We start from the raw sequence: 21077 nt of genomic DNA on the forward strand, positions 1-21077 counted from the left end.
TGCATTTTTTGCAGTACCCGTGGCCCGGCTCATCCGGGCCTTGGCCGACTTAGAGCGCGGCGACGACAGCGTCGCCCATCGCCCGGGTAGAAACAGAGTTGTCGGACTCACCAGCAATATCGGCGGTGCGCAACCCCTGATCCAGTACCCGGCTGACCGCTGCCTCAACACGCTCGGCCGCAGCCGGTGCATTGAGCGAATAGCGCAGCATCATGGCAACCGACAGAATGGTCGCCAGCGGGTTCGCCTTGCCGCTGCCGGCGATGTCCGGCGCGCTGCCGTGAATCGGCTCGTACATACCCTGACCAGCTTCGTTCAGTGAAGCCGAGGGCAGCATGCCGATGGAACCGGTCAGCATGGCGGCGCAGTCGGACAGGATGTCGCCGAACATGTTGCCGGTCACCATCACATCGAACTGCTTGGGCGCCCGCACCAACTGCATGGCGGCGTTGTCGACGTACATATGCGACAACTCGACGTCCGGGTACTCCTTGGCCAGATCGTTCATGATATTGCGCCACAGCACGGTCACTTCAAGGACGTTGGCCTTGTCGACCGAGCACAGCCGCTTATCACGCTTGCGCGCGGCTTCAAACGCAACGCGGCCGATGCGGCGGATTTCCGACTCGGCGTAGCGGTAGGTGTTGAAGCCTTCACGTTCGCCATTGGCGTTGATGTGCTCACCGCGTGGCTCGCCGAAATAAATGCCGCCAGTCAACTCACGCACGATCAGCAGATCGAGACCGGACACCACTTCCGGCTTCAGCGTCGAGGCGCTGGCCAGCTGCGGATACAGAATCGCCGGGCGCAGGTTGCCGAACAGACCCAGCTCGGAACGCAAACCCAGCAAACCTTTTTCCGGGCGTTTGGCCATTTCCAGGCCGTCCCATTTCGGGCCACCGACGGCGCCGAGCAGAACCGCATCGGCGGCTTTGGCCTTGCTCAGTGTGTCTTCCGGCAGCGGACCACCGGTGGCGTCGATGGCGCTGCCGCCGACCAGGGCGTGATCCAGCTCGATCGCCAGACCTTCTTTGTCAGCCACAGTGGTCAGTACGCGCTCGGCCTGTTCGATGATTTCCGGACCGATGCCGTCACCCGGCAGGATCAAAACGTTCTGTACTGTCATCTTGCTCTCTCTGATTTTTTATCAAACCGTCTTAGCGGATTTGCCCGAATACCCAGGGCGCTTCGTTGGCGCGGCGTTGTTCGTAAGCGCGAATGGCGTCAGCGTCTTCCAGCGTCAGGCCGATGTCGTCCAGACCGTTAAGCAGGCAATGCTTACGGAAACCGTCTACTTCGAAACTGAAGCTGTCGCCGTCCGGCGTGATGACCGTCTGGGCTTCCAGATCGATGGTCAGACGATAGCCTTCGTTGGCGTCCAGCTCTTTGAACAGACGATCGACGATGGCTTCATCAAGCACGATCGGCAGCACGCCGTTCTTAAAGCAGTTGTTGTAGAAGATATCGGCGAAGCTCGGCGCGATAACCGCACGGAAACCGAAGTCTTCCAGCGCCCAGGGCGCATGTTCACGACTCGAACCACAACCGAAGTTGCGTCGTGCCAACAGCACTTCTGCACCCTGATAGCGCGGCTGATTCAGCGCAAAGTCCGGGTTCAGCGGGCGCTTGGAATTATCCATGCCCGGCTGACCTTCATCCAGATAACGCAGTGCATCGAAAAGGTTGGGGCCGAAGCCAGAGCGTTTTATCGATTTCAGAAACTGCTTGGGAATGATCAAGTCAGTATCGACATTGGCGCGGTCCATCGGTGCGACCAAGCCATCCAAACGAGTGAAAGCTTTCATGCGGCTTGACCCTCCTGCCAGGTGCGAATATCGACAAAGTGACCCGCAATGGCAGCCGCAGCCGCCATGGCCGGACTGACCAGATGAGTACGTCCACCAAAGCCCTGGCGACCTTCAAAGTTGCGGTTTGAGGTCGAGGCGCAATGTTCGCCCTGGCCCAACTTATCGGCGTTCATCGCCAGACACATAGAACAACCCGGCTCGCGCCATTCAAAACCGGCTGCTTTAAAGATGGTGTGCAAACCTTCGGCTTCGGCCTGGCGTTTTACCAGCCCTGAACCCGGCACCACCATCGCCTGCTTCAGGCTGGACGCTACCTTTTTGCCTTTAACGACCGCCGCCGCAGCACGCAGATCTTCGATGCGTGAATTGGTGCAGGAACCGATAAAGACACGGTCGAGCTTAATGCTTGCAATCGGCTGATCGGCTTCCAGACCCATGTATTCCAGCGCGCGCTCGATACCTTTACGGCTGGCTTCATCGCTCTGCTGGGCCGGGTTGGGCACCTTGTCGTTAATGCCGACGACCATTTCCGGCGAAGTGCCCCAGGAAACCTGCGGCTCAATGTCAGAGGCTTGCAGTTCGATATCGGCATCGAACACCGCATCGTCGTCACTGACCAGATCACGCCAGGAAGCGACCGCCTGATCCCAAAGCTCACCCTTGGGCGCGAATGGCCGGTCGTAGAAGTAATCGATGGTGGTGTCATCGACCGCCACCATGCCCGCGCGGGCACCGGCTTCGATGGCCATATTACAGATGGTCATGCGACCTTCCATGGACAGCTTACGAATGGCGCTGCCGCCAAATTCGATGGCGTAGCCGGTGCCACCGGCGGTGCCAATCTGGCCGATGATGTAGAGCACCACATCTTTAGCGGTAACGCCCTCACCGAGTTCGCCTTCGACGCGGATGCGCATGTTTTTCATCTTGCGCTGAATCAGGCATTGAGTGGCCAAAACGTGCTCGACTTCCGAAGTACCAATACCGAACGCCAGCGAACCCATGGCGCCGTGAGTGGAGGTGTGCGAATCGCCGCAGACGATGGTCATACCCGGTAAGGTCGCGCCCTGCTCCGGACCGACCACATGAACGATGCCCTGTTCGACATCGTTCATGCTGAATTCGCGCACGCCGAAATCGGTGCAGTTGGTGTCGAGCGTCTGCACCTGAATGCGGGAAATCTCGTCTTTGATACCAGCCACGCCTTCGGAGCGCTCACCGGCTTCGGTGGAGACGTTGTGATCCGGCGTCGCCAGGTTGGTGTCCAGGCGCCAGGGTTTACGGCCCGCCAGGCGCAGGCCTTCGAACGCTTGCGGCGAGGTGACTTCGTGCAGCAGCTGACGGTCGATGTAGATCAAGGCAGTGCCGTCGTCGCGCTGGGAGACAAGGTGCGCGTCCCAGAGTTTGTCGTAAAGCGTTTTACCGGCCATGGGAAATCCTCTTATCGCACGGTGAATGGCTTGCAGGCCGCGATGGGCGGAGCGGCAACAAGCTTTGAAACCATGACACGCATTTTATTTGGACAGCCGGATAATACAAATTTATTATTTTTATGTTTTCAATTCCAAACTGGAATACATCACACCATCAACGGACTTTTAAACATGGATCATCAAAGCCTGGAAGCCTTCCTCGCCGTCGCCGAAAACGGCTCCTTCAGCCGCGCGGCCGAGCAGCTGTTTCTCACCCAGCCGGCGGTATCCAAGCGCATTGCCAATCTGGAAAGCAGCCTGGACACCCGGCTGTTCGACCGCATCGGCCGGGAAGTCTATCTGACCGAAAGCGGACGGCTGTTGGTCGACCGCGCGGAACGGATTCTCGAAGACATCCGCGATGCGCGCCAGGCGATTCATCAGTCCAGTGGTGGCCAGGTGGGTCAGGTGGCGATTGCCTCCAGCCACCATATCGGTCTGCATTACCTGGGGCCGATTCTGCGCACCCTGGTCGAACGCCACCCACAGGCCCAGCTCGATTTGCGGTTTCTGGAATCGGAACAGACCATTCAGGCGATTCTCAAGCGCGATCTGGAACTGGCCTTTATCACCCTGCCCACCACCCTGCCGCGCGATCTGATTCAGGAACGCCTATGGACCGATGAACTGCGTTTTGTGGTCGCGCACGACCATCCACTGGCCGCCAAACGCGGCTCGATTCGGCTGAATGAACTGGTGCACTTCCGCGCCATTCTGCCGGAAGAAGCAACCACCACCTTCCGCCTGATTCAAACCGCCTTTGAGCGCCATCATCTGCCGCTCAAGCGGCGTCTGGCGGTGAACTATCTGGAAACCATCGGCGCCTTGGTGAGCAGTGGTTTGGGCTGGAGTCTGTTGCCGGATCGATTGATCAACGAGTCGATGACGATATTGAAGGTGGAACAGGTCAGCCTGGTGCGGCATTTAGGTGTGATTCGCCACAGCCGGCGCACGCCCAGTCAGGGCGCGCTGGAACTACTGACCATAGCGCGTGATGTTGCCTCAGTGAGTTAAAAAGTGCCTCGGTGAGTTAAAAAGCGCCTCGGTGAGTTAAAAAGTGGCCTCAGTGAGTAAATCAAGCTCGACCAAAGCGCAGCCACAACCAAGTGATGGCCAGCGCAACCCAACCGGCGATCAAGCCCCAGGCGTGGGATTCCACCGCTATGTTGGCCGATATCCACTGACCGACTAGCTCACTGCCGTGATCGCCCGGCAGGTTTTCCTGCACCACCTTGGCGGTCAGCACCAGGGCCACCAGCCAGCGCAACCAAGCTTGATAGTAAGGCGAACGAAGCACCGCCCACACCAGCCAGCCATAGAGCAAACCCGACAAGCCGGCGTATTGCCGATAATCGCTGAACACCAGCATGGCACTGGCAAACAGCCAGACCCAGATAAAAGCCAGCGTATCGGTCCGGCTCGGCCGCGGCGGCATCACCAGGGCCAGCAATATCAAACCCCATTGATTCACCAGCCAGTGAGTCAGATTTAACTGCGCCATCCAGGCGGTCAGCGGCCGCCAAAGTTGACCTTCTAACCAGGGCGCGCGACGAAATTCCAGCCAGTCATTGATCGGCGCCAGCGCACCGATCAGCGTCAATAACGACAAACTCAACAACAGCAACCAAAGCGGGCGGGAACGAAAGGCAGCAGGGATCACGATTTTCTCGACAACAACGACCAGCGCCCATCTTAGAGGTTTTGCCGGACGACGCGAACCAGTACACTGCGCGCCCTTCCCTTTACTGCACAGGACGCGAGCGCATGTGGTTTAAAAATCTTCGACTGTACCGGCTGACCGACAACTGGACCGCCAACGAAGATCAACTCAATGAGGCCCTCGCGCAATTTCCGTTCAGTGGCCTGAGCGCGTTGCAGGAAAGCAGCTTCGGCTGGGTACCGCCCTTTGGCGATAGCACGATGTTGTGCGAAAACGTCGGTGGTCGATTGTTTATGGCGGCCCAGATTCAGGAAAAACTGTTGCCGGCGAGCGTGCTCAAAGAACATCTGGATGAGAAGGTGCTGGCGGTTGAAGAAGCCGAAGGTCGCCGTCCGGGCCGCAAGGAAAAGGAAGCGTTAAAAGAAGCCATCCGCGCCGAACTGCTGCCGCGTGCCTTCCACAAAACACGTCGCGTCAGTTTGTGGATTGATCCGTCACGTCAGTGGCTGGTATTGAACGCCGCCAGCGAAAAAACCGCCGACGAAGTCACCGCCCAGTTACGCGATGCGGTGGGCAGTCTGCCGATCGTACCCCTGGGTAAATTGATTGCCGGTGGCGATTTACTGACCGCCTGGTACCACGACCCGGAACGTCGCCCGGAAGGCACAGAATTATCGGCCGATCTGGAACTGGTGATGGCGCAGGACCCAACGGTGAAAGCGCGCTATCGCAACCTCGATCTGGACGCACCAGAAATCCGCCATTCACTGGAAAGTGGCATGCGCATTCGTCAGTTGGGGATTGTCATCAACGATCAATGCCAGGCAGTGATCGACGATGCCTTTGCGATAAAGCGACTGAAATACAGCGATACGCTGGTGGAAACCAACGGTGATTCCGACGATCCGCGCACCGATACACTGCTGATGTCCGATACGCTGACCACCTGGCTTACGGCACTGGAACCGCAGATCACCGAACCCGGCGTCTGACTCCAACGCGCCCTATTGAGTGGCTAAACCAATATGGCGCAGCCGCTCAAAACAGGCTTTTAATTCCGCCTCGTATTCCTGCTCAATCGCCTCACGCGCTGCGTCCTGACGCTTGCGCTCTTCACGCGACAGCGCTTTGCGCGCGCCATGCGTATCAAAGTGCTGCACCTGCTCAAAAACGGTTTCCAACACCTGATATGGCTGACGTTCGCTTTCAGGTAAATTCAAAGCATCAACCAATACCTTGCAGCGGATGGTCGCTTCAGACAGGTTGAGGTTTTCGTCAATGACATTCGCCGAGAGAATGCGCAGGCTGTCGAGCACATAGGCGGTACGTTCGGCATCGCGTTCCTGCGCTGCTGCCTGTTGCTCTTCCTGCTGGCGCTGTTGCTGTCGAACCTGAGCTTGCAAGCGCCAGGCGATCACGGCCAATACCGCAATAATAACGACCGCTGCTACGGCCAACACACTGAGCGTTAGATTATTCATAGGATTCCTGTTCGTCGTCGCTGGGCATTGTTTTTGGGTCGACCAGTTTGGGATCGAGCAGCGTCAGATACTCTTCGTTAGCATCCCAGTAAAGCACCAGACGGCCATCACTGAGTGCCTGCCGAGCGCGCTTGATTGCCGATTCCAGCAAACCCTCTTCCATGCCCCAATCTTCACCCTGACGCATCAACCATTCGCGGATCACCTGCTCCAGAGTCTCGCTTTCCAAACGCTCAAACGGGATGATCATGAAGGTTTCTGTCCAATGGCCAGGGCATGTTCCCACTCACAGTGCACACTGAATTCATCGCTGGGTGCGTGGTAGGCACCCGGGCTGTCCCACTGGAAGGTATGGCTGCCTGACAGCCCAGTTTCAAGGTGTACCGTCGCTGACAGCCAATACATCCGCGCCAGCAGGGCCTCGAACTTAGCGAGCCATTGCTCCCAGTGATATTCAACAGCGTGGTAGGAACCGGCAAAATGGATCACCTGAGTGCGATAGGTGCCCTGCTCCAGCTCTTCAACCGGAATGGCGAACATACTGGTGGTCAGATGCGGAAAATCATCGACATCGCCCAGGTTGAGAATGGCTTCGCTGTTAACCCTGCGGCTGCGCAACAAGAATTCGCTGCCTTCGCTCGCCACATCACGAATCACACCGTAAACGATGCTCTCCTGTTCCAGCATGAGATCTCCTGCCTGATGCTTTGAATTGCTGACTTGCAGATGTCGGCTCAGGCGTCGTCGCGCCATAGGCCGTGGTGACGTAACTGATCCAGAAAGGCCGCTTCATCGATCACGTCGATATTGAGCTCGGTGGCTTTTTTCAGCTTGGAGCCAGCGCCCGGACCGGCGACGACACAAGCCGTTTTCGCCGATACCGAACCTGCGACCTTGGCGCCGAGGCGCTGCAGATAATCCTTAGCCTCATCGCGGCTCATCACTTCTAGCTTGCCGGTGACCACCCAGGTCTGGCCTTCCAGAGGGCGATCGCCGCCAACCGGTCTGGGATCCGGCCAATCCAAACCATGACTGACCAGGCGCTTAATTTCTTCGACGTTATTTTCTTCAGCCATAAAGTGAGCAACATGAGCAGCCACCTTGGGGCCGACGTCATCGACTTCGAGCAAAGCTTCTTCGCCGGCCACCATCAAGGCTTCCAAAGAACCAAAATGCTGGGCCAGATTTTCCGCCGTGGTGACACCCACTTCGCGAATGCCCAAGGCGTATAAAAACCGACCCAGGGTGGTTTGCTTGGCCGCTTCGATCGCGGCTATCACATTGGCGGAAGATTTTTCGCCCATCCGCTCCAGGTTCATCAGCGTCTCGGCTTTAAGCTCAAAAATATCGCTCGGTGCGTGTAACTGGCCGGCTTCGAGCAAGGCATCAATCAGCTTTTCACCCAGACCTTCGATATCCAGCGCACGCCGCGAAACAAAATGCTTCAAGGCTTCACGACGCTGAGCGCTACAATTCAAGCCGCCGGTGCAACGCGCCACGGCTTCGCCTTCAACACGTTCGACGTTAGAGCCGCATACCGGGCATTCGGTTGGCATCAATATCGGCTGCGCATCCGCCGGGCGTTTGCTTTCAATTACCCGCGCCACCTGAGGAATCACATCACCGGCGCGGCGAATAATCACCGTATCGCCGATGCGCACATCGAGCCGTTCAATTTCGTCCATATTGTGCAGCGTCGCATTACTGACGGTGACACCACCGACAAAAACCGGCTGCAAGCGCGCAACCGGCGTTAAGGCACCGGTACGACCGACCTGAAAATCGACGCCTTCGAGAATGGTCGTTTCTTCCTGAGCCGGAAATTTGCGCGCAATGGCCCAGCGCGGCGCCCGTGACACAAAGCCCAGACGCTGCTGCAAATTCAGCGAATCGATTTTGTAGACGATGCCGTCAATTTCGTAATCCAGTTGATCACGACGTTCGAGCATGCGCTGATAATAGGCCTGGCATCCAGCCAACCCACTCACCACCTGACTTTCTTCGTTGATCTTCAAACCCCAGTCAGCCAGACGTGCCAGTGTGTCGCTCTGGGTCGCCGCAAGCTCGCCGCCCTCAACACGACCCACCGAGTAACAACACATGCGCAGCGGGCGTTTGGCGGTCAAACTGGAATCGAGTTGGCGCAGACTGCCAGAGGCGGCATTACGTGGATTGACGAAGACTTTTTCGCCGTTTTTTTCCGCCTCAGCGTTCATCTTTTCGAAGCCGGCGCGGGTCATATAAATCTCGCCGCGCACTTCTAATACCGACGGCCAATCACTGCCGCGTAACTCCAGTGGAATGGAACGGATGGTGCGGACGTTGGCGGTGATGTCTTCGCCGGTGGTGCCGTCGCCGCGAGTGGCGCCACGAACCAGGCGGCCGTTTTCATAAAGCAGACTGACAGCGATACCGTCGAGTTTGGGTTCGCAGGCGAAGCGCAATTCATCGGTGCTGTTCAGACGGTTTTGCAGACGTTGATAAAAATCGGCCAGGTCGTCATCGCTGAAGGCGTTATCGAGCGACAACATTGGCACTTCGTGTCGCACCGTTGCAAAGCCTTCCGCCGGTGCGCCGGCGACGCGCTGTGAAGGCGACTGTGCAGTGACCCAGGTCGGCTGCTCGGCTTCGATTTCGCGCAGACGCAACATCAAACGATCGTATTCGGCGTCGGGAATATCCGACTGATTAAGAACGTAATACTGATGGTCGTAATCACGAATCTGGGCAATCAAAGATTCGTATTCGGCGCGCAAATCGGCTGTCATTCGTGGGCCTGAATCAATTGTGAACGGGCAAAATTACGCAGTCTTTCACGATAATGTTCAACACGCTGCGGCGTGACCGTAGAGTGGTTTTCATCGAGCATGTCGGCGCCCAGGTGCTGAGCTAAAAACTGTCCCATCTCGACCATATGATCGAAAGAAGTCAGCAGGTCAGCACGCTGCGGCAACTGCATAAAGAGGGTCACGCCTGGAGTGGTCATTTCGGCCATGCCATCCGGGTCCAAGGTGCCCGGCTGTACACAATTGGCCAAACTGAATTCCAGCTGACCTTTGCTGTTGCGGTAGTGAAAAATATCCATGGGACCAAAACGCAGGCCAGCTCGCAGTAACAACTCCAGCAGCTCACTGCCGGCCAGTTGAGCGCCATCCGGCGCCATAATATGAATAATGACCAGCTCTTCTACAGGCCGATCATCGACCTGCTCATCACTGGTGGATGCCTGGAATTCAGCTTGGTCGTCAGCCTGCCAATCAGACTGCGCAGAATATGGCTCAGCCGGGTTATCGATTGGCTCGTGCGCCCCAAATTCATCAATATCATCGTCTGGCTCAGCCGCCGAATCGGCGCGGTAATCTTCGCTTGAAGAGTCGTCAAATTCATCCTCTTCAACCGGCCCGACCTCAGACTGTTCAGTATCAGCTTGCGGTTTTGCCGCATAGCGCAACGTTTCGGATTCTGATAAATCGTCAACGGGCGCATCAAAATCGAGATGATGTTGATCGACATGCATGACCGACCCGGTGTCGTCGTCCGGCGTTTCTTCATCGACCGGGTCCATCAGCATCGGCACCCGTTCGCGCAAATTCAGCCGGGTATTCAGATCGGTTTGATCACGGTTATCCATCGGCCGGGTCCGGGCGCCACCATTGGGTAACTCGCGGGCAATTTCAGCTTGCTTACGCAGCTCGTCCGGGTCCTGATAGTCGTCACTGTAACGACCTTTTTTTTGCATGCGGCGCATGCCGTCCCAAAGAATCAGGGCGATCAGCACCACGCCGATAATGACCAATAATTCGCGCATCGCCGTCTACCCTCCTGCTAAGCAAACACTCTAATCGTTGACGAAAAAACCATCTCAGATCGCTGCCAGTTCGGCAGCCTCTTCGACGTTGACCGATACCAACCGGGATACGCCCGGCTCGTTCATGGTGACACCCATCAATTGATGCGCCATCTCCATGGCAATTTTGTTGTGCGTAATGTAGATAAACTGCACGTGCTCCGACATGGCTTGCACCAAGCGCGCATAGCGACCCACATTGGCATCATCGAGCGGCGCATCAACCTCATCCAGCATACAAAAGGGTGACGGATTCAGACGGAAAATGGAAAACACCAAAGCAATTGCCGTCAGCGCTTTTTCACCACCGGACAACAAATGAATGGTGGAATTTCGCTTGCCCGGCGGGCGGGCCATAATGGCCACACCGGTATCAAGCAGATCATCGCCGGTCAGTTCCAAATAGGCATGACCACCACCGAACACCTTGGGGAAAAGATCCTGTAAACCCTGATTCACCCGATCAAAGGTATCTTTAAAACGGGTTCGGGTTTCGCGATCAATTTTACGAATCGCGTTCTCCAAGGTTTCCAGGGCGCGCTGCAAATCATCATCCTGCTCATCGAGATAACGCTTGCGCTCGCTTTGCGTCTGGTATTCCTCAATCGCCGCCAGGTTGATCGGGCCAAGGCGTTGAATGCGCGCCGCCAGGCGTTCCAGTGCTTCTTCCCAAGCGGTTTCAGTGGCGTCATCCGGCAGGTTGGCGAGCACCGTATCCAGATCGAATTGCTGCTCAGCCAGTTGTTCAGCCAAGGTAGCGCGACGGGTAATTTGCGTCTGCGCATTCATCTTTTGCTGTTCCATTTCCGACCGCACAGCCATCGCCTGCTGCTCGGTCGCTGCGCGTGCCTGTTCCAGCTCACGCATCTTAGTGTCGGCGGCTTCCATAACAGCGCGCTTGTCGTTCAAAGCACCTTCCAGCTCCATCTGAGCTTCGAGTTTTTGTTCGAGCTCTTCTTTCAATTCATCGGATGGATCTTCGCGTTCACTGAGCTGTTCTTTCAGTCGTGTCAGACGTTCCTGCGCGCGCGTTTTTTGCTGACTGGCACGTTCCAGTGATGCCTGCAAAGAACGCACTTCGGTCTGCAAAGTTTGTTGTTTCAATTGCAGCTGATGTTCGGCATCACGCAGTGCACGAACTTCGTCGCGTTTTTCATCGACGCTGATACGGAATTCTTCACGCTCACCCAACAAGGCTTCGCGTTCATCGACATCCTCTTCCATCGAATCCAGCGACTGCTGCAATTCCTCGCGCGTCATGGACAGACTTTCGCGCTCTTCGGCCATCTGGTTTTCGACTTCCTGAATGTCGACGGCCAGACGTTCGCGCCGCTCACGCAATTGTTCAACCTGAACCTGACGGCCGCTCAACTCAGATTTTGCTTCGGCCAGTTGGCGACTCAATTGCTGATTGTCGCGCTGCAGTTGTTCACGCTCTTCTTCGATCGATTTTTGTTGCATCAAGGCAACGTTGAGGCTGACTTCGAGGTCTTCCTCGACTGCTTCAAGCTCATCGATGGCATCGATCAGATCGTCGCGTTCCTGCTGCTGGCTGAGCAGTCCATCGGCCGCGCCTTCGCCACGACGCACGCGCAACCAGGTTGGTCCAACCCAAATACCATCACGGGTAATCAGGCTTTGATGCGGCTGCAACCCTGAACGGCGTGCCAAGGCATCATCGAGTGAATCGGCCAGTTGTACCGGTGCCAGCCAGTTAGAGAGATCACGATCAGAACGCACTTTGGATAGCAGATTGTCGCTGCTCGCTGCGCTGCTTGCCGGACCACTGACCAGCGTCAGGGTGCCGTCTTTGAAGCGACTGATGGCGTCACCCAGTCCATCGACGGATTCAACGCAGACCGCCTGGAGCCGATCACCCAGCACCGCTTCAACCGCCGCTTCCCAGCCCGGCTCGACCTCAACATTCTGCGCCAGGCGCACCGCTTCGCGCAGCTGATGGCTGGCAAGCCAATCCTGAACGCCCTGGCTTTCATCACCCAGAGCCGCTTTGATCAAGGCATCCAATGTCGCCTTGCGCGCCTGCTTTTGTTGCAGTTGCTGCTTGGTCTCATCGTAACGCGCGCGTTTTTGTTCGGCGTCTTCGCGACCTCGTTGCAAACGTTCGCTCAGATCATCCAGTTGGGTCTGAAAAGCTTCGGCGCGTTGCTCTAATTCTTCGGTTTGCTCCAGCAAGGCTGCGAGGTTTTCCGCTTCCGGATCGGCGCTGAGTTGGTCGCGTTCGCGGTAGAGATTTTCCTGACGACGATGCAGTTGTTCGACCACCCGTTCCAGATGCTGGATGCGCGACTGAGCAACTTCGGCCTGACGTTTTGGTCCCTGGGCATTCTGGTTAAACGCATCCCACCGTGTTTGCCATTCCTGCTGGCGCTGCTCGATGCCAGTCAGTTCTTCGCTGGCGCGACTGACTTTCTCAGCCGCTGCTTCCAGTTCGGGTTCCAGCAGTTGCAAGGCTTCCTGGCTTTCTTCCACCCGGTCGGCATCGGCCTGACTTTCCTGGCCGGCTTCATGCAGTTGACGTTCGGCATCCTGGATGTCGGTCAGCAATTGCTGGCTCTGTTCCTGGCGGTGCTGCATGGTTTGCTCGAAGCGGGCGACTTCATTACCCAGCTGGTAATAGCGCGCCTGCACTTCATTAAAGGCTTCGGTGGCGTCGTGATGGGTTTCGCGCAGCGCTTCGATTTCCGCATCGATACGACGCTGCTCAGCGACAAAACCTTCGTAGCGCGTTTCCAGTTCGGAAATTTTCAGTTCCTGCTCGCCGACTTCGTCATCCAGCCGCTTCCAGCGCAAGGCGGATAATTGCGCGCGCGAGGAGCGCTCTTCGGCTTTGTATTCTTTGTACTTCTCGGCCGACTGGGCTTGGCGATGCAGATGCTGCAGCTGACGCTCCAGCTCTTCACGGATGTCGGTCAGGCGTTCCAGGTTTTCGCGCGTGCGACGCATGCGGTTTTCAGTTTCGCGGCGGCGCTCTTTGTAGCGTGAAATACCGGCGGCTTCTTCGATGGTGGTGCGCAGCTCTTCCGGCTTGGCTTCGATCAGCCGGGAAATCATGCCCTGCTCGATAATGGCGTAAGAGCGCGCGCCCAAACCGGTGCCGAGGAACAGATCGGTGACGTCTTTGCGGCGGCACTTGGTGCCGTTGAGGAAATAGCTGGACTGACCATCGCGGGTGACGCGGCGGCGAATGGAGATTTCGTTAAAGCCGGCGTACTGGCCCTGCAGCGTGTGATCGGAATTATCGAACACCAGCTCGACCGAACACTGACCCACCGGCTTACGCGCGTTGGAGCCATTGAAGATGACGTCCGTCATCGATTCGCCGCGCAGATGTTTGGCGGACGATTCACCCATCACCCAGCGTACGGCATCGATAGTGTTCGACTTGCCGCAGCCATTGGGACCAACGATGGCCGACAGATTGGTCGGAAAAGGGATGGTGGTCGGATCGACGAAGGATTTGAATCCGGCCACCTTGATGCTTTTCAGTCGCATAGCGTCCTGCCAGTTCCGGCGTGGGCCGACCTGGATGAACCCGGGCCGGCTAAAGACTTGGTTGCCACGATTCTAGCGTTAATCGGCGGCCGTTGAAACCGCCGTGTCAGCCCATTTTCGGAACCAGATCAACAACTTAGAGAACCCTTAAAGAAACCCTCAAAGCCATTCAAAAATAGCTTATGGCTGGCGTATCTGCAGGCTCAGCTGCTGTTGTGAGTTCTCGGTTAAATCCACGGTTTTCGGCTCTGCCGTCCAGTCGCCTGGCGCGCTCTCAGCCTGGCCGGAAAAGGACACTCGGGCGGTGACTTCCACTTCACTCTGTCCATCCAGACCACCCATCGGCCCCATGGCATCGGCGTCACTGAGAGACACTTTTATTTCGCCTGCGGTTACCGGAATGCGTTTAACCACCAAGGGCATGCGCTCACCGGGCTGGCGGGCGTAGACAAACAAGGCGGCGCCGTCGGGCAAGCCTTCCCAGGCCGATGGCAGTTGGATAGTCAGATTCAAACGCGGCTGTAACTGTGGCTGGTAATCGATGCCCTGCTCCGCCAGCGCGGCCTGGGCCCGGCGGATAAACTCATCGATCAGACGAGTATCGGCGCTCTCACTGGCCAGGCTTTTCAAGCGTAACCAGTAGTCGATGGAGTCGCGATAGTCGCCGCTTTCAAAGGTTAAGCGACCGGCAAATCCCAGCGCCAGATTGTTCTGCGCATTGAACTGCAACGCTTCTTCAAAGCGCGCTAAGGCCGCTTGCGGCTGTTCCTGGGCCCAGAGCGCTTGCCCCAGATAGGCCAGGATAGTGGCTTCATCTTCGGCGTTGCGATCACCCTCGCGCAGCAACCGCAGCACCCGTTCCAGATTCGGTTGCGCATCGGCGTAGCGGCCCAGCTCCATCTGCATATTGGCCAGACGGAACCAGCCTTGCAGATCGTCCGGGTGACGCTCGAGCATGGCCTGGTAACCATCGAGCGTGGTATCCAGCTGTTGCTGGGTGGGCTGCTCGCTGGTGGCCAATTCGATAAAGCCGCGACGAACCTCGACCGCATCAGCGGCACCCCAGTGCAGATACAGTAGCCAGGCGGCGACGGTGATCGCTACCAGCACTACCAGCGCCAACGGCCAGGGCAAGGTTCGCAGATCGGTGCCGCGTGCCGCCTTGCGGCTGTCTTCGAGCAACGCGCGCTCGGTTTCAGTCTTGAACTGCTGGTAGTCCGCCAGCTCCAGCGTGCCGTCGCGAAAATCGGCTTCAAGCTGCGCCAGTCGGTCGCGATGAATGGCGACCGACTCAGTGACCGAGTCGCGCGCCCGGCTGGAGCGGCCAGTGCGCACCGCCAGCAGCACAAAGAGCCAGGCGGTGAGAGTCATCAGCAGGAATATCATCATGAGGCGTCACTGTCCTTTTCCAGCAGTTCAGCCAGGCGTTGCCGCTCGGCGTCGCTGATGGGTTCAACCGCTTGCTGGCCGGAACGTCGCGCCAATACAAAGACCGCCACAGCACCGATCAACAGACCCAGGCCGGGAATCAGCCAAAGCCAGACGGTGCCGGCAGTAACGCGCGGCTTGTAGGTGACGAACTCGGAATAGCGGTCGATCATATAGTCGATAATCTGCTGATCGCTGTAGCCCTGATGCAGCAGTTCGTAGGTCTTTTCGCGCATATCAGCGGCGATGGGTGCGTTGGAACCGGCGATGTTCTGGTTCTGACATTTAGGGCAGCGCAATTCCCAGATCAATTGTTCGTAACGATCGCGCAGCCTGTCGTTATCGAAGTAACGCTGCTCGCGCTCAGCCAGGGCCGTTGCGGCCAGACACAAGAGCAACAATGCAACGATGATCAGACTCGGATTAATCCAGGTTTTCATAAACGGCCTTTAGTTCATCCTGCCACAGCGCGCTGTCGATCGGCCCTTGGTAGCGATACTGAATCACGCCCTGGGAGTCGATAAAAAAGGTTTCCGGTGCGCCGGTTACACCCAGCTCAAAGCCCAGGTCGCCGTTGGGGTCGTAAAGATCAACTTCGTAGGGGTTGGCGTAGTCTCTCAGCCAGGCCTGCGCCAGATCGCGCTCGTCTTTGTAATTGACCCCAATGATGCGCACGCCTTCCTGAGACAGACTGTTTAAATAGGGATGTTCCCATTTGCACGACGGACACCAGGTGGCCCAGATATTTAACAAAAACGGTTCGCCCGTCAGGTCGTCGACCGTTTTCATATCCAGACTGTCCTGGACAGTGCTGAGCCGAAAAGCCGGCATTTCTTCGCCTTCCAGTGCCGAGGGCATCTCACTGGGATCAACACCCGACAACAAGGCATAAGAGAACAGCGCGGCCAAAATCACAATCAAAACCAGCGGTAAAAACAAGACCCATCTGCGTGTCACGCCCGTCCTCCTGTCGCTTTGCGATAGCGACGATCAAACAATGCCAAAACTCCCCCGGCGGCCATCAAAATCGCGCCGAGCCAGATCCAGCGTACGAAGGGTTTTACCTGCAGCCGAACCGCCCAGACCTGATGGTCATCATCCAGGGGTTCGGCCAGTGAAGCGTAGAGATCACGGAACAAGCCGGCATCGATGCCCGCTTCGGTCATGGTGTTACGCTGCACGGTGTAGAAGCGTTTTTCCGGATGCAAATCGGCAATCAATTGGTCATTACGCAAGACACTGATCACGCCCTGGTCGGACTGATAATTCGGCCCTTCAACGATGTTCATGCCATCAAACCGGAAGCTGTAATCACCCATGGTGACGGTGTCGCCTGGTGCCATCCGGAAATCGCGCGCCAGGTCATAGTTCGACACCAGTACCACGCCAACGACACTGACGGCCACGCCCAGATGCGCCAGCCACATACCCCAGAAAGAACCGCCGGCACGGCGCAAGGCGCGCCAGGGTTGAGAGGCGTTGCGGGTGCGATCGAGCAGCATGCGCACCAAGCCAGCCAATAACCAGAACACCAGTGCCAGACCCAACCAGACACGCCAGTTAAAACTTGAGGTCACCAACGGCGGCAACACCAACCCTAAAATCAGGGCGAACGGAATGCCGACTTTAAACTGAGCACGCAGCTCAGACAGCGGATGCCGCTTCCAACGCAGCAACTGGCCAACCCCGAGCAGCGACAACAAAAACACCATAAAGAAATTAAACATGGCATTAAAGTAAGGCGCGCCGACCGACAGTTTGCGCCAGTTAAAGGCGTCAAAAAGTAACGGAAACAGCGTACCCAACAGCACCATAAAAGCGATAACCACCAAAATGATGTTGTTGAACAGCAAGAAGGATTCGCGCGATACCAAACGGTGCTCACCGGCGATGCGAATCTGCCCGGCACGGAGCGCATAAAGCAGCAACGAACTGCCGATGGTGACCAACAGAATCACCAGAATAAAGAGACCGCGTTCCGGGTCGGTAGCAAAGGCATGCACCGAGGTCAGTACACCGGAGCGAACCAAAAAGGTACCGAGCAGACTGAAGGAAAAGGCCAGGATTGCCAGCAATAAGGTCCAGGATTTAAACAGATTACGCTTCTCGCTGACCGCCTGGGAATGAATTAAGGCGGTGCCGATTAACCAGGGCATAAAGGACGCATTTTCGACCGGGTCCCAGAACCACCAGCCGCCCCAGCCGAGTTCGTAATAAGCCCACCAACTGCCCAGGGCGATACCGAGAGTAAGAAACGCCCAGGCCATATTGGTCCAGGGCCGCGCCCAGCGTGACCAGCCGGCATCGAAACGACCGGTAATCAAAGCCGCTATGGCAAAGGCAAAGGCGACTGAAAAACCCACATAACCCATATAGAGCGTCGGCGGATGCACGATCAGACCAAAATCCTGCAACAGTGGATTGAGGTCACCGCCGTCGCTGGGCGGAATTGGCAGCAGTCGATCGAACGGATTGGAGGTCACCAGCAGGAACAACAAGAAGGCCAGTGAAATCATGCCCATCACCGCCAGCACAGCGCTTTTCAATTCTTGCGATAACGAACCGGAAAACAGACTGACCGCCGTCGCCCAGCCGCCGAGCATCAGCACCCACATCAACATGGAGCCTTCGTGATTGCCCCAGGTCGCGGAAAATTTATAGAACCAGGGTAACTGGCTGTTGGAATTCTCGACGACAATGCGCACCGAGAAATCGTCCACCAAAAAACAGGTCACCAAAATGGCAAAGGCAGTCGTCAGAAAGAAGGTCATGCCCCAGGTCAGGGCCGTAGCAGAGCGTTGGAAACCGCCATGTCCGCTAAGCACACCGTAAAGTGGCAAGGTCGACAGGCCCGTGGCCAACAGCAGCGCCAGGATCAGCGCAAAATGTCCGTACTCCGGTAACATAGCGACTCTTATTTATTGTGCGTATCGTGCGTGAATGATCGCCCAGGCATTAATAAATGCTGGCGCTTTCAGCCCGTTCCAAGGCGTCGGTCACCTCAGGCGGCATATAGGTTTCATCGTGTTTGGCCAGGACTTCAGAAGCCTCGACCTCGCCATTTTCCAACAACCGGCCAATAGCAACCACACCGTCCCCTTCACGAAACAGGTCGGGCAGAATGCCTTCGTAATTGACCTGAACCTCGGATACGAAATCGGTCACCACAAAGCTTACGCGCAGCGAATCGCTGTCGCGCTGCACCGAGCCTTCCTTGACCATGCCACCGGCGCGAATGTCTCTATCCAAAGGTGCATCGCCCTTGGCAATATCAGACGGAGAATAGAAAAAATTCATGTTCTGACCGAGCGCGAACAACACCAGCAATACCGCAACGGCCACGCCCGATGTCCCCAGTAAAATCAGGATCAATCGTTGTTTGCGTTTTGGATTCATGAAGAAGTGACTCCACCGGATGATTGAGCTTGAGCGCCCTGCTCGCGACGTTGACGACGGCGATGTTCAGCCACCAGCCGGCGCTGCATCAGATACGGACTGAGCTGGTTATAGATCACCACCAGGGCAGCAAAACCATAGGCTGTCCAGACGTAGAAACCGTGGCGACCCATGGCGAAAAAATCGGCCAGGCTGTCGAAAGCAAACATCAGGATTTTCCTCCCAATCGATCCAGCTCATCACGCGCCCATTGAGTGCGACGTTCGCGCTGCAGAATTTCCAGACGGGTACGCTTCAGCGCCCAGGCAACCGCCGCCAGATAAAACCCCAGGATGGCTAACAAAAAGGGAATCAACATGCTGATGTGCATCGGCGGTGCTTCGGTAAATTTCAGCGTTGCCGGCTGATGTAGAGTATTCCACCAGTCCACCGAGAATTTAATGATGGGCAGGTTGACCACCCCTACCAACGCCAGGATGGCCGCAGCCTTGTCACCACTTTCCGGGCGTTCCATGGCGTTGTGCAACGCCCATAAACCCAGATACAAAAACAGCAGCACCAGCATGGAGGTCAGGCGCGCATCCCAAACCCACCAGGCACCCCAGGTCGGCTTACCCCAAATAGCACCGGTTACCAGGGCGAGAAACGCCATACTGGCACCGATCGGAACACTTTGTTTGGCCAGATAAAAAGCCAGCTTGATACGCCACACCAGACCAATCAGGCCCAGCGCAGCAACGGCGGCGTAGATCGCCTGCGACAGAAAAGCAGCGGGAACGTGTATAAAGATGATGCGATAGCTATTGCCCTGGAGCCGTTCAATGGGTGCGAAAGCCAGCCCCCAGACCAGTGACACCACCAGAATCAACAGCGCCAGCCAGCCAATCCAGGCGCCCAGTGGACGACTCAGGCTGTAAAACCATTTTGGCGAGGTCCATTTATGGAACCAGCGCACCAGGCCTTGCCAAAAAGAGCTTTGCCAAACAGTGCTTTGCCACATCGTGCGTACTACTCCGGCCAGGCACGGCTACCCGGCTGTATTTTATTTTCCAGCGCTGCCCAAGACAGCGCTGGTCGTTATTCTTCGACCGCTATGCGCAACGCGGCGACCGTCGCCAGCGGCGCCAGTACCAGCGCCAACAGAGCCATGGCTGCCAACAGTGCCAACTGGCCAATCCACGGCAACCCCGCGGCAGCGGCCTGAACCACCGCCGTACCGAAAATAAGCACCGGTACAAACAACGGCATGATCAACAACGTCAGCAGTAAACCGCCCTGTCGCAAGCCGACAGTCAGCGCCGCACCAATGCCGCCAACCAGACTCAGCGTCAAAGTGCCCAAAGCCAGGCTCAGCATCAGCAGCGGCATGGCCGAAGGCGACAACGCCAGCATTAAACCCAGCAACGGCGACATCAAGGTCAGCGGCAAGCCAGTCACCAACCAGTGCGCCAGTGCTTTGCCCAGGACCAGAAGTGTCGGTGGCGCAGCTGCCAGTAATAACTGCTCCAGCGAACCATCGTCGTGATCACTGCGAAACAGCAAATCCAGCGACAATAAATTGGCCAGCAAGGCTGCCACCCAAAGCACACCTGCCGCCATCGTCGCCAGACGTTCCAGATCCGGCGTAACGCCCAATGGGAACAGCGCAACGACGATTAAAAAGAACAAGGGCGGATTAGCCAGGTCAGCGCGGCGGCGATACGCCATTTGCAGTTCACGCTGCAACACACGAGTGAAGAGTCGACTCAGCCTCACTCAGTGCCTCCTAGTGCCAGTGTCCGCACTGCATCGCCACTCATACCATGATGGCTGGTCATCAAAACGCTGCCACCTGAAGCCGCAAATTGCTGAATGCGTGTTTTAAGCAGTTCAACCGCGCGGTCATCCAATGCCGTGAGTGGCTCATCCAAAACCCAGGCAGAAATGGATGGAGTATCGAGAAACAACCGAGCCAGGGCCACACGCCGCTGCTGACCGGCTGACAATTGCCGGCTGGGAAGGTCTTCGTAACCGCGCAGACCAACCTGCTCCAGAGCTTGAAAAAGCTCCTGCTCATTTCGCTCCAGACCGCGCAGCGCAAGGCCGTAGCGCAAATTTTCAAGCGGCGATTGTAGCAATGTGACCCCTGGCCTATGGCCGATATACCAAATCTTTTCATTGCTTCGAAACTGGCCGCCAAACCACTGAATCTGACCTTCAACAGCCTGCCCCAAACCGACCAGAGCACGCAGCAAGGTGGTTTTGCCACTGCCGTTGGGGCCTGTCAGATGCAGAATATCTCCGGGCATCAAGGACAGTTCCAATTGGTCAAATAACAGCCGGTCATCACGCTCGCAACGCAGCCCTTGCGCGCTCAACACTGGGGTCATGGTGATCCCACCCAAAAATGTGGCGCGATTATAGCGGTTTGACCGCTGCGTCTGAACCTTTAGCCGACACCCTTCTGGCCGCTACACTAGGCATAGAACTCCA

The 21077-nt window shown here is 56.9% G+C and carries 21 protein-coding genes; 2 read left to right on the forward strand and 19 right to left on the reverse strand.

Annotation, left to right across the window (positions count from 1 at the left end; all coding sequences use genetic code 11):
* Positions 1 to 49: 49 nt before the first annotated feature.
* Genes leuB through leuC form a run of 3 tightly spaced genes read right to left on the reverse strand, consistent with a single transcriptional unit; the run spans position 50 to position 3238 of the window.
* Positions 50 to 1126, reverse strand: a complete 1077-nt coding sequence (gene leuB / locus ACXAE6_RS15555; protein WP_475150582.1) for a 3-isopropylmalate dehydrogenase — start codon at positions 1124 to 1126, stop codon at positions 50 to 52.
* A 31-nt stretch (positions 1127 to 1157) separates the two neighbouring features.
* Positions 1158 to 1805 carry a 3-isopropylmalate dehydratase small subunit gene (gene leuD, locus ACXAE6_RS15560; RefSeq protein ID WP_475150585.1) on the reverse strand — a complete coding sequence of 216 codons (648 nt, stop codon included), beginning with the start codon at positions 1803 to 1805 and terminating at the stop codon, positions 1158 to 1160.
* Entirely contained in the window at positions 1802 to 3238 is a 1437-nt protein-coding gene (gene leuC, locus ACXAE6_RS15565; RefSeq protein WP_475150588.1) for a 3-isopropylmalate dehydratase large subunit, read from the reverse strand. Before leuC ends, leuD begins: the two co-directional genes overlap by 4 nt.
* 174 nt (positions 3239 to 3412) lie before the next feature.
* Between leuC and ACXAE6_RS15570 the strand changes: the two genes are divergently transcribed.
* Positions 3413 to 4294, forward strand: a complete 882-nt coding sequence (locus ACXAE6_RS15570) for a LysR family transcriptional regulator (protein WP_475150593.1) — start codon at positions 3413 to 3415, stop codon at positions 4292 to 4294.
* Positions 4295 to 4355: 61 nt separating this feature from the next.
* On the opposite strand, the gene rrtA is transcribed toward ACXAE6_RS15570, so the two are convergent.
* Positions 4356 to 4940: a rhombosortase gene (rrtA, locus tag ACXAE6_RS15575; protein WP_475150600.1), complete on the reverse strand. Its 585-nt coding sequence runs from the start codon at positions 4938 to 4940 to the stop codon at positions 4356 to 4358.
* 104 nt (positions 4941 to 5044) lie between these two features.
* Here rrtA and ACXAE6_RS15580 point away from each other — a divergent pair, with 104 nt between their 5' ends.
* A complete protein-coding gene (locus ACXAE6_RS15580; protein ID WP_475150605.1) occupies positions 5045 to 5932 on the forward strand; it encodes a recombination-associated protein RdgC in 888 nt (295 codons plus the stop codon).
* A gap of 12 nt (positions 5933 to 5944) precedes the next feature.
* On the opposite strand, the gene ACXAE6_RS15585 is transcribed toward ACXAE6_RS15580, so the two are convergent.
* The 15 genes from ACXAE6_RS15585 to ccmA form a co-directional block, all read right to left on the reverse strand.
* Complete coding sequence (locus tag ACXAE6_RS15585) at positions 5945 to 6421, reverse strand: DUF2489 domain-containing protein (RefSeq protein WP_475150611.1); 477 nt, start codon at positions 6419 to 6421, stop codon at positions 5945 to 5947.
* Positions 6414 to 6671, reverse strand: coding sequence for a YheU family protein (locus tag ACXAE6_RS15590; protein ID WP_475150616.1), 258 nt, complete (start codon positions 6669 to 6671; stop codon positions 6414 to 6416). The genes ACXAE6_RS15585 and ACXAE6_RS15590 overlap by 8 nt, the downstream gene beginning before the upstream one ends.
* On the reverse strand, positions 6668 to 7108 hold the full coding sequence (locus tag ACXAE6_RS15595; RefSeq protein ID WP_392800627.1) for a hypothetical protein: 441 nt from the start codon (positions 7106 to 7108) through the stop codon (positions 6668 to 6670). The genes ACXAE6_RS15590 and ACXAE6_RS15595 overlap by 4 nt, the downstream gene beginning before the upstream one ends.
* 47 nt (positions 7109 to 7155) lie before the next feature.
* On the reverse strand, positions 7156 to 9189 hold the full coding sequence (gene ligA / locus ACXAE6_RS15600; protein ID WP_475150624.1) for an NAD-dependent DNA ligase LigA: 2034 nt from the start codon (positions 9187 to 9189) through the stop codon (positions 7156 to 7158).
* On the reverse strand, positions 9186 to 10229 hold the full coding sequence (gene zipA / locus ACXAE6_RS15605; protein WP_475150627.1) for a cell division protein ZipA: 1044 nt from the start codon (positions 10227 to 10229) through the stop codon (positions 9186 to 9188). The genes ligA and zipA overlap by 4 nt, the downstream gene beginning before the upstream one ends.
* Before the next feature lie 54 nt (positions 10230 to 10283).
* Complete coding sequence (smc, locus tag ACXAE6_RS15610; RefSeq protein WP_475150633.1) at positions 10284 to 13781, reverse strand: chromosome segregation protein SMC; 3498 nt, start codon at positions 13779 to 13781, stop codon at positions 10284 to 10286.
* Between the two features lie 180 nt (positions 13782 to 13961).
* On the reverse strand, positions 13962 to 15170 hold the full coding sequence (gene ccmI / locus ACXAE6_RS15615) for a c-type cytochrome biogenesis protein CcmI (protein ID WP_475150639.1): 1209 nt from the start codon (positions 15168 to 15170) through the stop codon (positions 13962 to 13964).
* Positions 15167 to 15649, reverse strand: coding sequence for a cytochrome c-type biogenesis protein (locus ACXAE6_RS15620; protein ID WP_392800611.1), 483 nt, complete (start codon positions 15647 to 15649; stop codon positions 15167 to 15169). Before ACXAE6_RS15620 ends, ccmI begins: the two co-directional genes overlap by 4 nt.
* Positions 15633 to 16166, reverse strand: a complete 534-nt coding sequence (locus tag ACXAE6_RS15625; RefSeq protein ID WP_475150649.1) for a DsbE family thiol:disulfide interchange protein — start codon at positions 16164 to 16166, stop codon at positions 15633 to 15635. Before ACXAE6_RS15625 ends, ACXAE6_RS15620 begins: the two co-directional genes overlap by 17 nt.
* The gene (locus ACXAE6_RS15630) at positions 16163 to 18115 is read right to left on the reverse strand and encodes a heme lyase CcmF/NrfE family subunit (protein WP_475150655.1); all 1953 of its coding nucleotides are present in this window, start codon (positions 18113 to 18115) and stop codon (positions 16163 to 16165) included. The genes ACXAE6_RS15625 and ACXAE6_RS15630 overlap by 4 nt, the downstream gene beginning before the upstream one ends.
* A 49-nt stretch (positions 18116 to 18164) precedes the next feature.
* Complete coding sequence (ccmE, locus tag ACXAE6_RS15635; RefSeq protein WP_475150661.1) at positions 18165 to 18605, reverse strand: cytochrome c maturation protein CcmE; 441 nt, start codon at positions 18603 to 18605, stop codon at positions 18165 to 18167.
* Positions 18602 to 18814, reverse strand: coding sequence for a heme exporter protein CcmD (gene ccmD / locus ACXAE6_RS15640; RefSeq protein ID WP_392800600.1), 213 nt, complete (start codon positions 18812 to 18814; stop codon positions 18602 to 18604). The genes ccmE and ccmD overlap by 4 nt, the downstream gene beginning before the upstream one ends.
* Positions 18814 to 19605, reverse strand: coding sequence for a heme ABC transporter permease CcmC (gene ccmC, locus ACXAE6_RS15645; protein WP_475150670.1), 792 nt, complete (start codon positions 19603 to 19605; stop codon positions 18814 to 18816). Before ccmC ends, ccmD begins: the two co-directional genes overlap by 1 nt.
* A gap of 77 nt (positions 19606 to 19682) precedes the next feature.
* Positions 19683 to 20360, reverse strand: coding sequence for a heme exporter protein CcmB (ccmB, locus tag ACXAE6_RS15650; protein ID WP_475150678.1), 678 nt, complete (start codon positions 20358 to 20360; stop codon positions 19683 to 19685).
* A complete protein-coding gene (gene ccmA, locus ACXAE6_RS15655; protein WP_475150684.1) occupies positions 20357 to 20974 on the reverse strand; it encodes a cytochrome c biogenesis heme-transporting ATPase CcmA in 618 nt (205 codons plus the stop codon). Before ccmA ends, ccmB begins: the two co-directional genes overlap by 4 nt.
* Between the last annotated feature and the right edge of the window lie 103 nt (positions 20975 to 21077).

The organism is Saccharospirillum sp. ABV4_185, from assembly GCF_056159245.1.